This window comes from Curtobacterium sp. RIT-PI-V (assembly GCF_025642935.1).
Lineage (GTDB): Bacteria > Actinomycetota > Actinomycetes > Actinomycetales > Microbacteriaceae > Curtobacterium.
Genome location: NZ_JANZKM010000002.1, coordinates 135,397 through 151,164 on the forward strand (window position 1 = coordinate 135,397; position 15,768 = coordinate 151,164).

At 70.8% G+C, this 15,768-nt stretch carries 13 protein-coding genes; 3 read left to right on the forward strand and 10 right to left on the reverse strand.

The genetic code is table 11. The features are described from left to right. From OGL88_RS02780 to iolC, 7 genes are read right to left on the reverse strand one after another with little or no spacing between them, the layout of a single operon-like run. Complete coding sequence (locus tag OGL88_RS02780) at positions 1–1,032, reverse strand: Gfo/Idh/MocA family protein (RefSeq protein ID WP_263089462.1); 1,032 nt, start codon at positions 1,030–1,032, stop codon at positions 1–3. 49 nt (positions 1,033–1,081) lie between these two features. Beyond that, positions 1,082–2,008, reverse strand: a complete 927-nt coding sequence (locus OGL88_RS02785; protein WP_205464089.1) for a sugar phosphate isomerase/epimerase family protein — start codon at positions 2,006–2,008, stop codon at positions 1,082–1,084. Between the two features lie 50 nt (positions 2,009–2,058). After that, a complete protein-coding gene (gene iolD / locus OGL88_RS02790) occupies positions 2,059–3,966 on the reverse strand; it encodes a 3D-(3,5/4)-trihydroxycyclohexane-1,2-dione acylhydrolase (decyclizing) (protein WP_263089566.1) in 1,908 nt (635 codons plus the stop codon). Between the two features lie 35 nt (positions 3,967–4,001). Next, positions 4,002–4,934, reverse strand: coding sequence for a 5-deoxy-glucuronate isomerase (gene iolB, locus OGL88_RS02795; protein WP_263089463.1), 933 nt, complete (start codon positions 4,932–4,934; stop codon positions 4,002–4,004). An 8-nt stretch (positions 4,935–4,942) separates the two neighbouring features. After that, positions 4,943–6,451 carry a CoA-acylating methylmalonate-semialdehyde dehydrogenase gene (locus tag OGL88_RS02800; protein WP_263089464.1) on the reverse strand — a complete coding sequence of 503 codons (1,509 nt, stop codon included), beginning with the start codon at positions 6,449–6,451 and terminating at the stop codon, positions 4,943–4,945. Then, on the reverse strand, positions 6,448–7,437 hold the full coding sequence (locus OGL88_RS02805) for a class I fructose-bisphosphate aldolase (protein WP_263089465.1): 990 nt from the start codon (positions 7,435–7,437) through the stop codon (positions 6,448–6,450). Before OGL88_RS02805 ends, OGL88_RS02800 begins: the two co-directional genes overlap by 4 nt. Continuing rightward, positions 7,430–8,440, reverse strand: a complete 1,011-nt coding sequence (gene iolC / locus OGL88_RS02810; protein WP_263089466.1) for a 5-dehydro-2-deoxygluconokinase — start codon at positions 8,438–8,440, stop codon at positions 7,430–7,432. Before iolC ends, OGL88_RS02805 begins: the two co-directional genes overlap by 8 nt. Before the next feature lie 189 nt (positions 8,441–8,629). On the opposite strand from iolC, the gene OGL88_RS02815 reads away from it, so the two are divergent. Next, positions 8,630–9,901 (forward strand): DNA recombination protein RmuC, encoded by a 1,272-nt coding sequence (locus OGL88_RS02815; RefSeq protein ID WP_214546860.1) that lies wholly within the window; start codon positions 8,630–8,632, stop codon positions 9,899–9,901. 224 nt (positions 9,902–10,125) lie between these two features. Here the strand turns inward: OGL88_RS02815 and glpX are convergent, their stop codons facing one another. Continuing rightward, the gene (glpX, locus tag OGL88_RS02820) at positions 10,126–11,115 is read right to left on the reverse strand and encodes a class II fructose-bisphosphatase (RefSeq protein WP_123673052.1); all 990 of its coding nucleotides are present in this window, start codon (positions 11,113–11,115) and stop codon (positions 10,126–10,128) included. 89 nt (positions 11,116–11,204) lie between these two features. Here glpX and fbaA point away from each other — a divergent pair, with 89 nt between their 5' ends. Both fbaA and OGL88_RS02830 read left to right on the forward strand, forming a co-directional pair. Further along, positions 11,205–12,233 (forward strand): class II fructose-bisphosphate aldolase, encoded by a 1,029-nt coding sequence (fbaA, locus tag OGL88_RS02825; RefSeq protein ID WP_263089467.1) that lies wholly within the window; start codon positions 11,205–11,207, stop codon positions 12,231–12,233. A gap of 93 nt (positions 12,234–12,326) precedes the next feature. Next, positions 12,327–13,586: a M18 family aminopeptidase gene (locus tag OGL88_RS02830; RefSeq protein WP_263089468.1), complete on the forward strand. Its 1,260-nt coding sequence runs from the start codon at positions 12,327–12,329 to the stop codon at positions 13,584–13,586. Positions 13,587–13,847: 261 nt separating this feature from the next. Here OGL88_RS02830 and OGL88_RS02835 read toward each other — a convergent pair whose 3' ends face one another. Then, complete coding sequence (locus OGL88_RS02835; protein WP_263089469.1) at positions 13,848–14,612, reverse strand: DUF6264 family protein; 765 nt, start codon at positions 14,610–14,612, stop codon at positions 13,848–13,850. After that, the gene (locus OGL88_RS02840; RefSeq protein WP_374114416.1) at positions 14,609–15,673 is read right to left on the reverse strand and encodes a 4-hydroxy-3-methylbut-2-enyl diphosphate reductase; all 1,065 of its coding nucleotides are present in this window, start codon (positions 15,671–15,673) and stop codon (positions 14,609–14,611) included. Before OGL88_RS02840 ends, OGL88_RS02835 begins: the two co-directional genes overlap by 4 nt. Positions 15,674–15,768 lie beyond the last annotated feature (95 nt).

The window sequence follows — 15,768 nt, forward strand, 5'->3', positions numbered from 1 at the left end:
TCAGGCCGTCTCGTAGAACGCGGGCTTCGCGGTGGCGTACGTGATCGGCTCGAGCGCACCGGACTGCTGCGCTCGCACGGCGACCTCGGCGACGACCGAGGCGGTGTACCCGTCCCAGGCGCTCGGGCCGTCGATGCCACCGGTGCGCGCCGCGTCGACCCAGCGCTGCACCTCTTCGTCGTACGCGGCACCGAAGCGCTCGACGAACGACGGGGTGACGCCCTGCCCGGAGACGCCCTGCGACACGAGGTTGAGCGAGGTCTCGCGGCCGATGTACGCGACCCCGGACTCGAACACCGCGTCGGTCGTGACCTGGTAGCCGAACTGGGCGTTCACGTTGATCTCGACGATCGCCATGGTGCCGGACTCGGTGGTGAACAGCACGAACTGCGGCTCGGGCAGGTCGGCCGGCGCGAGCGAGTTCTTGCGCGGCTTCTTGACCTCGACGCTCGTGATCGCCTCGCCCGTGATGAACGGGATGATGTCGATCTCGTGGATCACCGAGTCGTGGATGAGCATCGACTCGCTGAAGTTCGGCGGCGTGGTCGGGTTGCGGTGCGCGTGGTGCAGCGCGAGCAGGGCGCCGTTGGCCCCGGACTCGCGCAGCGCGCGCAGCTCCTGGTAGCCCTTGTCGAATCGGCGCATGAAGCCGACCTGGATCTTCGGGCGGTCCGACGTCGCCTGCTCGAGCTCGACGATCCGCAACGAGTCCTCGGCCGAGGTCGTCAGCGGCTTCTCGCACAGGACCGCGAGACCGCGCTCGATCGCCGGCACCAGGACCGGCTCGTGCAGGAAACCGGGCGTCGCGACGATGACGGCGTCGATCGAGGTCGCGTCGAGTGCCTCCTCGAACGACGCTGCGGTGATCGCGCCGGGCGCCTTCGCCGCGGCCGCGGTCGCGCGGCCGGTGTCGGGGTCGACGATCGCGACGACGTCGGCGCCGGCAATGGTCGAGGTGATGCGACGGATGTGGTCGCTGCCCATGGCGCCCGCGCCGACGACGGCGACGCGGAGGTTGTCAGTGGTGCTCATGGCGGTGCTCCTGGGGTAGATGACGCTGCGTGGACGGCTGCTGGGCTGGTCAGGACACGCGGGCAGCGGACGTGGATCCGAAGATGTGCTGGAAGGTGCGCTCCGCGATCGGGCCGGGGGCGTCGACCGAGCAGCCGTACATGTCCTGCTCGACGATGCCGAAGACGTCCGGGTTGATCTTCGCGACGGCCTCGATGATCGGGGCGAGCTCGGGGGTACCGTGCGGCGGCTCGGTCATGATCCCCTGCGACACGGCGGTGGCGAACGGCACGTCGTTCTTCAGCACGTCGAACAGCAGGTCGGTGTCGACCTGCTTGAGGTGCAGGTAGCCGATGCGCTCCGGGTGCGCGGCGATGAGCTTGAGGTTGTCGCCGCCGTAGTACGCGAAGTGGCCGGTGTCGAGGCAGAGGTTCGTGTAGGCCGGATCCGTCTCCGACAGGAACCGCACGGTCTCCTTGTAGGTGCCGACGTGGCTGTCCGCGTGCGTGTGGAACTGCTGGTGGACGCCGTACTCCTCGAGCAGCGCCTTGCCGAGCTGGTCGTGCCCCTTGCCGAGGCGGTCCCACTGCTCGTCGGTCAGGGTGCGCGACTCGAGGACCTCTTCCGTGGCGTCCGAGCGCCACAGGTCCGGGATCGTCACGAGGTGCTGGGCGCCGAGCTTCGCCGCCAGACCCGCGACCGCCACGGCCTGGTCCCAGGCGCGCTGGAACTGGTCCTCGCCCTTGTGGAACCCGGTGAACACCGTTCCGGCGGACAGCTTCAGCCCGCGCGACTCGAGCTCGTCCGACAGCTGCGACGGATCGGTCGGCAGGTAGCCGTACGGTCCGAGCTCGATCCACTCGTACCCGGCGGCGGCCGCCTCGTCGAGGAAGCGCTTCCACGGCACCTGGCCGGGGTCGTCGGGGAACCAGACGCCCCACGAGTCGGGGGCGGTGCCGATCCGGATGGCGTCGGTGGCGGTGGCGGTGTCGGTCATGACGTCGTCGTCTGCTCTCTGCGTGTGGTGTGTGTGGTGGACGGTGGTGCTCAGCCGAGCAGCGGGCGCTGGGCGGCGACCTGCTGCTCGTACTCGGCGCGGGCGGTCTGCGTGCTCGACAGCGTCGAGGTCTGCGCCACCGGCACGTCCCACCAGCCGTCGCCCTCGGGGGCGTAGACCAGCGGGTCCGAGTTGATGTGCACGAGGGTGGTGTGGTCGTTCGCCTTCGCCTGGCGCACCGCGGCCTTCAGGTCCTCGATGCTGTCCGGGCCGGGCTGGACCTCGATCACGTCGACGCCGTACGACCGCGCGTTCGCCGCGAGGTCGACCGGCAGCGGGTCGCCGTTGTCGAACGACTGCGTCTCGTCCAGGTAGCGGTACTTCGTGCCGTAGCGCTCGGACCCGACGGTCTCGGACAGGTGCCCGATCGACGCGTACCCGTGGTTCTGGATGAGCACGACGATGATCTTGATGCCCTCGGCCACGGCGGTGACGAGCTCGGTGTGCAGCATGAGGTAGCTGCCGTCGCCGACCATGACGATCGCGTCGCGGTCCGGGGCGCCGCGACGGACGCCGATGCCGCCGGCGATCTCGTAACCCATGCACGAGAAGGCGTACTCGACGTGGTAGCCGAGGGCGTCCTGCACGCGCCAGAGCTTGTGCAGGTCGCCGGGCAGCGAGCCGGCCGCCTGGATGACGACGTCGCGCGGGTCGGACACCGACTGCACGGCGCCGATGATCTCCGGCTGACCGGGCAGGTCCGCGCCGGACGGCGCGAACGCGCCGTCGACGGCTGCGTCCCACGCCGCCTTCAGCGACGCGATCTCCGCAGCGTAGGCGGCGTCGACGACGAACGCGGGCTCTGCAGGTGACGATCCGGACGACGCGAGCGACGCGGTCAGCGCGACCAGGGCCTCCCGGGCATCCGCGATGAGCGGCAGCTGCGAACCGTGCTTGTACGCGTCGAACGCGGCCACGTTGACGTTCACGAACGCGACGTCCGGGTTCTGGAACGCGGTCCGCGACGCGGTCGTGAAGTCGCTGTAGCGCGTGCCGATCCCGATCACGACGTCCGCCTGCGCGGCGACCGCGTTGGCGGCGGCCGTGCCGGTCGCACCGATGCCACCGAGGTACTGCGGGTGGTCCCAGACGAGCGAGCCGCCGCCGGCCTGCGAGGTGCCGACCGGGATACCGGTGGCCTCGACGAAGGCAGCGAGCTCGTGTTCCGCGCCGGAGTACAGCACGCCACCGCCCGCGACGATCACCGGACGCTGCGCGCCCCGGATCGCTGCGACCGCACGCGCCAGCGGCCCGTGCTCGGGCAGCGGCCGACGGATGTGCCACTCGCGCGGCTGCAGGAACGCGACGGGGACGTCGAACTCCTCGGCCTGCACGTCCTCGGGCAGGGCGATCGTCACGGCACCGGTCTCGGCCGGGTCGGTGAGCACCCGCATCGCGGCGAGCGCGATCGAGAACAGCTGCTCGGGGCGCTCGACGCGGTCGAAGTAGCGCGACAGCGGACGGAACGCGTCCGTCACCTGGATCGAGGTGTCGTGCGGCAGCTCGATCTGCTGGAGCACCGGGTCGGTGGTCCGCGTCGCGAACGTGTCCGACGGCAGCAGCAGTGCGGGCAGGCGGTTCGTCGTCGCGAGTGCGGCAGCGGTGAGCATGTTCGCAGCGCCCGGGCCGACCGACGCCGTCGCCGCGAAGGTCGCACGGCGGCGGTGCATGCGGGCGAAACCGACGGCCTCGTGCACCATCGCCTGCTCGTTGCGCGCCTGGTGGTACGGCAGCAGGCCGGGCTGCTCGACGTGGAGCTGCTTGATGGCCTGTCCGACGCCGGCGACGTTGCCGTGCCCGAAGATGCCGAAGATTCCCGGGATGGTGCGTTCGCGGACGTCGCCGTCGACGGTCCACTGGTTCGCCAGGAACTCGACGAGTGCCTGGCCGACGGTCATCCGGCGCGTCGCGCCGGCTTCGCGCGTGGTGGTGGTCACGCGGACTCCTTCTCGTAGGGCAGGCGCGGGTCGAGCTGCTCGCTCGCCCATGCCTGGCGGACCCAGCCGTGGGCCGGGTCGTCGGTGATGTTCCAGACGCGCTCCGGGTCGGGCCCGGCCATCACGTTGAGGTAGTACATGTCGTAGCCCGGAGCGGCGACGGCGGGACCGTGCCAGCCGTGCGGCACCAGCGCGACGTCGCCGGTGCGCACCTGACGGAACTCGTCGATCGGACGATCGTCCGAGGCGTACGTCCGGTGCAGCGCGAAGGGGTCGGCGGTGGCCGGAGCGGAGAGTCCGCGTGCGACCGCGGACTCGTAGTAGTAGATCTCCTCGAGGTTCGACTCCTCGCCCGGCACGTTCGTGTCGTGCTTGTGCGGCGGGTACGACGACCAGTTGCCGGCCGGCGTGATCACCTCGCACACGATGAACTTGTCCGCGTCGAGGGCCGCCGGGGTGCCGAAGTTGTGCACCTGCCGGCTCGACTGCCCGGCACCGCGGAGCTCCACCGGCACGTCCTGCCGGGCCACGTAGGTGGTCGGCTTGACGGTGTCGGTGGGCGCCTCGGCGACCGCGAACCGGCCTGCGCCGGTGATCGTCGCCGCGGTGCCGGACCCCAGGTACAGGACGTCGGTGGGGCCCTCGAAGACACTCGCGCGCCCCTGCAGGGCCTGCTCGCCGTCACCGGCGGCGCCTGCGTAGGTCACGTGGAACGACCCGGCGAGCGGCACGACGATGCGTTCCACAGCGTCGGCCGGGAGGCGCAACTCGCGCGTACCGGTCGGGTCACCGTCCGTCAGGGTGCCGGTCCGGAGCCCGGTGTGCGCCCATCCTGCGATGCGGCCGTCGACGACGTCGGTCCAGCCGGCCTCCGGCCGGCTCCCCTTCGGGATGAACCACTGGTCGTGCTCGTGCTGTTCGTTCGCCATGCTGCGGCTCAGTTGTTCGACGGGAAGCCGAGGTTGATGCCGCCGTGCGACGGGTCGAGCCAGCGGCTCGTGATCGCCTTCTGGCGGGTGAAGAAGCTCACGCCGTCGGCGCCGTACGCCTTGTGGTCACCGAACAGCGAGTTCTTCCAGCCGCCGAACGAGAAGTACGCGACCGGCACGGGGATGGGGACGTTGATGCCGATCATGCCGACCTGCACGTCGCGCTGGAAGCGACGGGCGGCGCCGCCGTCGTTGGTGAAGATGGCGGTCCCGTTGCCGTACGCACCGCTGTTGATGAGCTCGAGGCCCTCTTCGTACGTGGCGACGCGGACGACGCTCAGCACCGGGCCGAAGATCTCCTCGGTGTAGACGCGGCTCGTGGTGGGGACCTGGTCGATCAGCGTCGGGCCCAGCCAGAAGCCGTTCTCGTCGCCGTCGGGTCGGACGGTGCGGCCGTCCACCACAACCACCGCACCGTCCTGCTCTGCGACCTCGATGTACGAGGCGACCTTGTCACGGTGCTGCTTCGTGACGAGCGGGCCCATGTCGCATCCGCGACGACCGTCGCCGATGCGCAGGGTGGCCGCGCGGTCCTTGATCTTCTGGATGAGCTCGTCGGCCACCGGCTCGACGGCGACGACGACCGAGATCGCCATGCAGCGCTCGCCGGCGGAGCCGAAGCCCGCGTTGATGGCGTTGTCCGCGACCAGGTCGAGGTCGGCGTCCGGCAGCACCAGCATGTGGTTCTTCGCGCCGCCCAGGGCCTGCACGCGCTTGCCGTGCTTCGTGCCGGTCTCGTAGACGTACTGCGCGATCGGCGTGGAACCGACGAACGAGATCGACTCGACGTCGGGGCTCGTGAGCAGGCCGTCGACCGAGAGCTTGTCGCCGTTCAGGACGTTGAAGACGCCGTCGGGCAGACCGGCCTCGGAGAACTTCTCGGCGAGCCAGATGGCGGCGCTCGGGTCCTTCTCGGACGGCTTCAGCACGACGGTGTTGCCCGCAGCGATCGCGATCGGCAGGAACCACAGCGGCACCATCGCCGGGAAGTTGAAGGGGCTGATGATGCCCACGACGCCGAGCGGCTGCCGGATCGAGTACACGTCGATGCCGGTGCTCACCTGGTCGCTGAACTCGCCCTTGAGCAGGCTCGGGATGTTCGTCGCGAGTTCCACGACCTCCTGCCCGCGGGCGATCTCACCCAGGGCGTCGTCGATGACCTTGCCGTGCTCGCTCGTGATGATCTCGGCGAGCTCGCCCTTGTCGCGGTTCAGGATCTCGCGGAACGAGAACAGGATCTGCTGGCGCTTGGTGAGCGACAGGTTGCTCCACGCCGGGAACGCCGCCTTGGCGCTCGCGATGGCGGCCTGGATCTCGTCCTCGTTCGCCAGGGCGACCTGCTTCGTCGCGACGCCCAGGGCCGGGTCGTACACCGGCGCCGTCCGCCCCGACGACGACGGGACGCGTGCCCCGCCGATCCAGTGCCCGACGGTGGTGGTGGTGTCGGTGAGCGTCATGCGTTGCTTCCTTCCGAGATGGACGAGTCCATGGTGGTGGCGCCCGCGAGCCGAGCGGCTGGGTCGTGAGCATCTGTGGAGAACCCGCCCCGGGCCTCCTGGCTGTGGACGAGACCGGCGGCCACGTCGACCGCGGCGGCGACGTCGCCGTCCGGCGGGTAGAGCAGGGTGCGGCCGACGACCAGACCGCGCACGCCGGGGAGTGCGAGGGCGTCGGCCCACTTCGCGTAGGTCTCGAGCGGGCGCGAAGCCGGGTCGCCACCGAGCAGGAGCGTCGGCAGCGTCGTCGCGGCCATCACCCGCTCCATGTCGTCGACGACCGGGATCTTCAACCAGCTGTAGGCGCTGGACTCCCCCAGGCCCGCGGCGATCGCCATCGAGGTGATGACGGCGTCGGCGGTCAGGTCGTTCACGACCCGGCCGTCCTGCCATGCGGACATGAACGGCTCGAGCATGATCGGCAGTTGGAGCGCGGCGGCCTCGCTGACGGCGCGGGCCGTGGCCTCGAGCGTCGGGGCCGTGCCCGCGTCCTCGAGCGCGATGCGCACCAGGAGCTTGGCGAAGTCGAGTCCGGAGTCCTTGATGGCCTGCGCCGAGTACGCCGTGTAGCGGTCGTCCATCTCGAACGTCGCCCCGCGCAGCCCGCCGCGGTTCATCGACCCGACGACGACCTTGCCGTCGAGGGCGCCGAGCAGTGCCAGGTCCTCGAGGATGTCGGGGGTGCCGAGCACCCCGTCGACGCCGGGGCGACCGAGCGCCGTGACGAGCCGCTCGAGCAGGTCGTAGCGGTCGGCCATCGCGGACTCGTCGTTCCGGACCGCCAGGGCGCCGCGTGCCGGGTGGTCGGCGGCGACGATGAAGAGCTTGCCGTCGTCGGCGAGCAGGGAGCGCCTGTGCCGAGCGTCGAGCACGGACCGCACCAGTTCGGGCTGTCCGGCGCGGATGTCCCGGAGGCGCTGGAAGTCAGCGGGGCTGAGCTCAGGCATGGGTCTTCTCCTCGGTGTGCGTCGTTCCCTCGGCGGGGTTGTCGGTCAGGAACTGCTCGATCTCGTCGCTCGTCGGCATCGCCGTCGAGCACTCGAACCGGGTCGCGACGATGGCGCCGGCGGCGTTGCAGAAGGCGAGGATCCGCTCGAGGCCCCAGCCCTGCAGCAGGCCGTGGGTCAGCGCGCCGCCGAAGCCGTCGCCCGAGCCGAGCCCGTTGACGACGTCGATGTGGTGCGGCCGGAACTCGACGAACTCGTCGCGGGTCTTCGCCAGCACGCCCTTGGGGCCCTGCTTGACGATGGCGATCTCGACGCCGCGCTCGAGCAGGGCGTCGGCAGCGCGGACCGGGTCGGTCTCACCGACGGCGACCTCGCACTCCTCGCGGTTGCCGACGGCGACCGTGGCGTGCTCGAGGGCGACGGCGACCTCGCGCGTCGCGGCCTCGGGACTCGACCAGAACATCGAGCGGTAGTCCAGGTCCAACACGGTGTGCGTCTTCGTGCTGTTCTGCGCGGCTGTGCGTGCTTCGTACGCGACGTGGTGTGCTTGCCGGCTCGGCTCCTCGCTCAGGCCGGTCACCGTGGTCCAGAAGATCTTCGCGCGCTCGATCTCGTGCAGCGGCAGGGACTTCGCCGTGATCATCAGGTCCGGTGCCTTCGGGGCCCGGTAGAAGTAGAGCGGGAAGTCGTCCGGCGGGAAGATCTCGCAGAACGCGACGGGGGTGTTCAGCCCCTCGACCGTCTCGACGAAGGCGTTCGCGACGCCGAACTCCGGCAGCGTGCGGGCGATGTACCGGCCGAAGGGGTCGTTGCCGGTGCGGGTGATGACCGCGGCGTCGGCCCCGTGGCGCGCTGCGGCGATGGCGACGTTGGTCGCGCTGCCGCCGACGGACTTCGAAAACGTCGTGACGTCTTCGAGCGGGCCGGTCTGCTGCGGGTAGATGTCGACGCTGACGCGTCCCATCGTGATCACGTCGTAGGCGTGGGGAGCGTGGTTCGTCATGCGACGTGGTGGACCTTCCGTGCGGCTTCATCGGCGGACGTTCACGACTGTACACCGTGTTTGCCCTAATGTCATGACATGGTTTTCGGGGCTGATCCCGCCGGGCCCGTGGGCGCGTCGGTGTGCCGGGAGGCCCGGTGTCGGTGGGCCGGGAGGCCCGGTGTCGGTGGGTCCTGCCAGGGTCACGACATGCAGATCCTCGCCCTGGTCATCGGTCTCGTGATCGGCATCGCCGTCGGTGCGGTCGTCGCCTGGTCGCTCGCGCGGTCGCGCGCCGGCGTCGACGCCGCCGCGTCGCGCGCGAGCGCCGAAGCGCTCCGCACGCGGCTCGACGAGGTCCGCCGCGACGCCGAGGAACGCCTCGACGCGCAGGACGCCCAGTACCGCCGACAGGTCGACTCCCTCGAACGGCGCTCGGCCGAGCTCGAGCACCTCGTGCAGCGCATGCACGGCGCCGACTCGGCCCGGAACCAGAACGAGTCGAAGGTGCTCTCCGCCCTCAGCCCCGTCGCGCAGACCCTCGACGTCATGCGCACGAAGATCGCCGAACTCGAGCAGTCCCGCAGCGAGCAGTACGGCGCCCTGTCCGCGCAGCTCCGGTCGGCCGCCGAGTCCGAGGAACGCCTGCGCGCCACGGCCGACACCCTGGCCAGCGCCCTGTCGTCGAACAGCACCCGCGGGGTGTGGGGCGAGACGCAGCTCCGCAACGTGGTCGAGGCCGCCGGTTTGCTCGAACGGGTCGACTTCGACGTGCAGTCCTCGGTCACCACCTCGGCCGGCACCGCCCGACCCGACATGGTCGTGCACCTGCCCGGCGGCAAGACCATCGCCGTCGACGCCAAGGTGCCGTTCAGCGCCTACCTGCAGGCCGCCGAGATCCCAGCGACCGCCACCGGCGCTGAAGGTGCTCGCCGCGAGGCGCTCATCGGACAGCACGTCAAGGCGCTCCGCGCGCACGTCGATGCCCTGGCCGCGCGCGAGTACTGGACCGGGTACGACGCCTCCCCCGAGCTCACCGTCGCCTTCATCCCGTCCGAGTCGCTCATCTCGAGCGCCCTCGCCGCCGACCCAGGCCTGCTCGACCACGCCTTCCGCAAGCGCATCGCCCTCGCCTCACCCGTGACCCTGTGGTCCGTGCTGAAGACGGTGGCCTTCTCGTGGCAACAGGACGTCGTCTCGCAAGAGGCGCACGAGCTCTTCCGCGTCTCGCGCGAGCTCTACGGGCGGCTGTCCACGATGGCGGGGCACGTCGACAAGCTCGGTCGTTCGATCCGAGGCTCCGTCGTCGACTACAACCGGTTCGTGGGGTCGCTCGAGCGGCAGGTGCTGCCGAGCGCCCGTCGGTTGTCGTTGCTCGACGAGTCGAAGGTGATCGCGGACCCGGCGTCGATCGAGGACGAGCCGCGGTTGCTGACGGCGCCGGAGCTCGTCGGCGTGTCCGACGTGCACGACGCCGACTGACGCGGGGCCGCGCGCGGCACGCGCGGCACGCGCGGCACGCGGCACGAGGCGCGCGAGGCGCGCGAGCCGCGCGGACGACGCGCCGCGCGGCGCGCGCCGCACAACCAAAAGCCGTCCGAACCAGGCGTTTGCGCGGTTCGGGCGGCTTGTGGTTGGGCGGAGTCAGTCCGAACCGCGACTCACCCGGCCCCGGCGGGCGAACCGCCGCGCGACGCGTCAGCGGATCAGAACCACTTCTCCGCACGGTGGTCCGCCTGGATCCGGCGGATGGTGTTCGACCGCGACCGCAGTACGAGCGAGTCGGTGTGGATGACGCCGCGTGAGCGGCGGACACCGTCGACCAGCACGCCGTCGGTGACTCCGGTGGCGACGAAGAACGTGTTGTCGCCCGTGACCAGGTCGTCCTGGTCGAGGACCTTGTCCAGGTCGTGCCCTGCGGCGATGGCGCGCTCGCGCTCCTCGTCGTCCTTCGGCTGGAGCTTGCCGAGGATCACGCCACCGAGCGCCTTGATCGCGCACGCCGTGATGATGCCCTCGGGGGTGCCACCGACGCCGACGCACATGTCGATCGTCGAGCCGGGCAGGGCCGCGGCGATGCCACCGGCGACGTCACCGTCGAGCAGCAGACGCGTGCCGGCACCGGTCGCACGGATCGCGCGGATCAGCTCGTCGTGGCGGGGACGGTCGAGCACGGCCACGACCATGTCCTCGAGGTCCTTGCCCTTGGCCTTCGCCAGCGCACGGATGTTGTCACCGATCGGCTTCTCGAGGTCCAGGACCCCGCGGCCCTCGGGCCCGGCGGCGATCTTGTCCATGTAGAACACGGCGGACGGGTCGTACATCGAGCCGCGGTCCGAGACGGCCATGACGGAGATGGCGTTCTGGCGGCCGGCGGCGGTGAGCGAGGTGCCGTCGATCGGGTCGACCGCGATGTCGCAGGCCGGGCCGTGGCCGTTGCCGACGTGCTCGCCGTTGTAGAGCATCGGGGCGTTGTCCTTCTCGCCCTCACCGATGACGACGACGCCGTCGAAGTTCACGGTGCCGAGGAACTTGCGCATCGCGTCCACCGCGGCGCCGTCGGCGAGGTTCTTCTCGCCGCGCCCGACCCACGGCTGCGCACGGATCGCGGCGGCCTCCGTCGCACGCACGAGCTCGAGGGCCAGGTTGCGGTCGGGCTGGAGGAACAGGGAGCCGGTTTCCGTAGAGGGAGTCACGACCCGAGCTTACCGACCGCCGTCGAGTCACACTCCAGTCCGGCTGACTACGATCGGCGGGGACATCACCGAAGTCGAAGGAGATCCACGTGCCCATCGCAACGCCGGAACAGTACGCCGAGATGATCGAACGCGCGAAGGCGGGCAAGTTCGCGTACCCCGCGGTCAACGTGTCCTCGTCGCAGACCATCAACGCGGTCCTCCAGGGCCTGCAGGAGTCCGGCTCGGACGGCATCCTCCAGGTGACGACGGGCGGTGCCGACTACTTCGCCGGCCAGACGGTCAAGAACCGCGCCGCCGGTGCCCTCGCGATGGCGAAGTTCGCCCACGAAGTCGCGAAGAACTACGACATCACGGTCGCGCTGCACACCGACCACTGCCCGAAGGACGCCCTCGACGGCTTCGTCCTGCCGCTCATCGCGGCGAGCGAGGAAGAGGTCCGCGCCGGCCGCAACCCGATCTTCCAGTCGCACATGTGGGACGGCTCGGCCGTGCCGCTCGACGAGAACATCGAGATCGCGAAGACCATGATCGAGAAGACGCGGAACATCAACGCGATCCTCGAGGTCGAGATCGGCGTCGTCGGCGGCGAAGAGGACGGCGTCGAGCACGAGGGCACGAACGACGCGCTCTACACGACTCCGAACGACGTCGAGAAGGTCGTCGACGCGCTCGGCCTCGGCGACAAGGGTCGTTGGATCGCCGCGCTCACCTTCGGCAACGTGCACGGTGTCTACAAGCCGGGGGGCGTCAAGCTCCGCCCCGAGCTCCTCGGCGAGATCCAGGCCTCGGTCGCAGCCAAGCACGGCACGGGCGAGAACCCGCTCGACCTCGTCTTCCACGGCGGCTCCGGCTCGACCGACGACGAGATCCACGAGGCCGTCCGCAACGGCGTCATCAAGATGAACATCGACACGGACACGCAGTACGCGTTCACGCGCTCGATCGCCGACTCGATGTTCCGGAACTACGAGGGCGTCCTGAAGATCGACGGCGAGGTCGGCAACAAGAAGCAGTACGACCCCCGCGCTTGGGGCAAGGTCGCCGAGTCCGCCATGGCGGCTCGCGTGGGCGAGGCCGCGAAGGTGCTCGGCTCCGCCGGTCACACCCAGGGCTGACACCGGGGGCGACTGCCAGGAGGAACGGGGCGCGTCCGACGGACGTGCCCCGTTCTGCATCCGGTCGACTCCACCGCATGCCACGATGGGCAGGTGACCGTCGACGCCATCGCCTCCGAGTTCGCCCAGTTCGTCACCGAGTCGCCCACCGCGTTCCACGCGGCAGCGGCAGCGCGCGACCGCCTCGTCGCAGCCGGGTTCACCGAGCTGTCCGAGCTCGACGCCTGGCCCACCGGACCCGGTGCGTACGTCGTCGTCCGCGACGGTGCGGTCATCGCGTGGCGACTGCCGGAGGGTGCGACGGCGACGACCCCGTTCCGGATCCTCGGCGCACACACCGACTCCCCCGGGTTCCGCATCAAGCCGAACCCCGGGGTCCGCACCGGCGGGTGGGAGCAGCTGAACGTCGAGGTCTACGGCGGCGCGCTCCTGTCCACGTGGTTCGACCGCGACCTGCGCATCGCCGGCCGGGTCATCGACGCCGACGGCAGCGTGCGGCTCGTCAGCACCGACGCCGTCGCCCGCATCCCGAACCTCGCGATCCACCTCGACCGCGGGGTGAACGACGGCAAGGAGATCGACCGCCAGCGCCACACGCTGCCGATCGTCGGCGTGGACGGCGACGCCGGCGGGACCTCGGCCGTGGAGTGGTTGCGCGCTCGGCTCGGAGACGATGCCGTGTCGTGGGACCTCTTCCTCGCCGACACCCAGGCCCCCGCCCGCATCGGTATCGAACGCGAGTTCCTGGCGTCGGGCCGGATGGACAACCTGACCAGCGTGCACGCCGGACTCCGCGGCATCGTGGACGCCCCGGTCGACGGCGACCACATCCCCGTGTTCGCGGCGTTCGACCACGAGGAGATCGGTTCCTCGACCCCGTCCGGTGCCGGTGGCCCGTTCCTCGAGGACGTCCTCGGCCGCGTGCAGGAGGGCCTCGGCGCCACCCGCTCCGAGGCCGCCCGGGCGTTCCGCGCCTCGTGGCTGCTGTCGAGCGACGCCGGCCACCTGGTGCACCCGAACCAGCCGGAGAAGCACGACCCGACGAACCGTCCGCGCCCCGGTGCCGGTCCGCTGCTGAAGATCAGCGCGAACCAGCGCTACATGACCGAGGCCAAGGGAGAGGCCGTCTGGGCCGCCGCGTGCGACACGGCCGGGGTGCCGTGGCAGCCGTTCGTCAACGTGAACACGATCCCCGGTGGCTCGACCATCGGCCCGATCGCGGCGACCCGGCTCGGGATCCCGACGATCGACATCGGCGTCGGGCTGCTGTCGATGCACTCGGTCCGCGAGCTCGTGCACGTCGAGGACCTGGCCTCACTGCACGGCGCCGTTGCCGCCTTCCTGGCCGGCTGAGCCCTGGCCGGCGTCCGCGGACCGGCTGAGCCCTGGCCGGCGTCCGCGGGCCGGCGTCCACGGGCCGGCGTCCACGGGCCGGGGTGGTCACGACTCCCCGCGCGCGCAGCACCGAGTGGTCACGAACTGTCGGTCACGCCGGTGCCGGACGACACTTCGTGACCGCTCGACGGCGGGGCCGCGGGGTGTTGCGACCACTCGACGCGCGGATACCGGCGCCGCGAGCACCCCGGCGCCGCGAGCACCCCGGCGGTCAGGCGGTCAGGCTCCGGCCTGGCGCATCATGAACTCGACGAACTGCGGGTCCTGGAACACCACGACGACGAACGCGATGGTGCTCACGAACGTCGCCACGACCGCGCCGACGATCGGTACCCAGAACGTGCGCTTGCGTGCGCGGAGCCGGCGGATCGACCACCACGCCACGAGCGCGAAGACCACGACGTTCGTGATCGCTCCGATGACCGCGGCACCGCTCAGTGCACTCGGGTCGTTCAGCGCCGTGTACTGCGTCTCGAGGGTCCGACGCACCGTCGACGCGACGTTGGTCACCGCGAGGGACTGCACCACGGAGATGAGTCCGAAGGCGAGCAGCCCGACCGTCAGGACGAAGTCGGCGGGCGTGCGTCCGAACCGGCTCGTCGACGCGGAACGCTGCGGCCCGCCCGTGGTGGGGTCGCCGGCTGCGCCGGGTCGGCCCGGAGGCGCGGTGCCGGTCGGCGCACCGGCACCGGACCGGTACGCGGTCGCGCCGTCCTGCCCGGCCTGGCTCGCCGCCTGCTGGCGGCGGTCGCGCTCCTGCTGCTCGCGCTCCTGTCGTTCCTGTTCGACCAGGACCGGGTTGACCCATCCCTCGGGCGCGTACTCGCCGTACGCGGGGGCGGGTCGGCCGTGGACCCGGCCGCTGACGGCACCGGCGGCCGTCGTCGGGGACGTGCCCCGGGCCTCCTGGCCGGCTGCCGCCGTGTCGTCAACGTGACCCGGCTCACGCTGCGGCACCGAGCCCCAGCCGTCCGCGCCGCTCATGCCCGACGCCCGCCGAGCGCGCGCGTCGGGTTGCCCGACGCGTCGGTGCGGAGCTCCTTGGGGAGCGAGAACATCAGGTCTTCGTGTGCGGTCACGACTTCTTCCACGGCGCCGTACCCGGCGTCGGCGAGTTGTTCGAGGACCTCGGCGACGAGCTCTTCGGGGACGGACGCACCGCTCGTGACACCGACGGTGGCGACGCCGTCGAGCCACTCCTGGCGGATATCCTCGGCGTAGTCGACGCGGTGCGCGGCCTTCGCCCCGTGCTCCAGGGCGACCTCGACCAGACGGACGCTGTTCGACGAGTTCGCGGAGCCGACCACGATCACCAGGTCGGTGCCCGGTGCGACCTTCTTGATCGCGACCTGGCGGTTCTGGGTGGCGTAGCAGATGTCGTCCGACGGCGGGTTCGCGATCGTGGGGTACTTCTCGCGCAGCAGGCGGACGGTCTCCATCGTCTCGTCGACGCTCAGCGTGGTCTGCGACAGCCAGACCAGGTTGTCGGGGTCGCGGACGTCGAGCGCGGCGACGTCGTCCGGTCCGTTGACGAGGATCGTGCGGTCGGGGGCGTGGCCCATGGTGCCCTCGACCTCTTCGTGGCCGGTGTGCCCGATGAGGATGATGGTGCGCTCGGCCTTCGCGAAGCGGGTGGCCTCGCGGTGGACCTTGGTGACCAGGGGGCAGGTGGCGTCGATGGCGTGCAGGTCGCGGTCGGCAGCCCCTGCCACGACGGCCGGTGAGACGCCGTGGGCGCTGAAGACGACGTGTGACCCGCGCGGGACCTCGGCGACGTCGTCGACGAAGACCGCGCCGCGCTGCTCGAGGGTCGACACGACGTGGACGTTGTGGACGATCTGCTTGCGGACGTAGACGGGCTCGCCGTACTGCTCGAGCGCCTTCTCGACCGCGACCACCGCTCGGTCCACCCCGGCGCAGTAGCCGCGTGGTGCCGCGAGCAGCACCTTCTTCGGACCGGCGACCGGCTCGTCACGCAGTCGCCCACGCGCCGCGTGCACACGCGGAGGGGCGAGCGGGACCGTGTGGCCGTTGGTGATCGTCACGTCCCCGATGATAGGTGAGCGGGACGCACGCGACCTGGGCGCGGGCACCGTCGGTGGAGAACCCACCGCGCGCCCGCTGTCACCGGTGTCGGGCA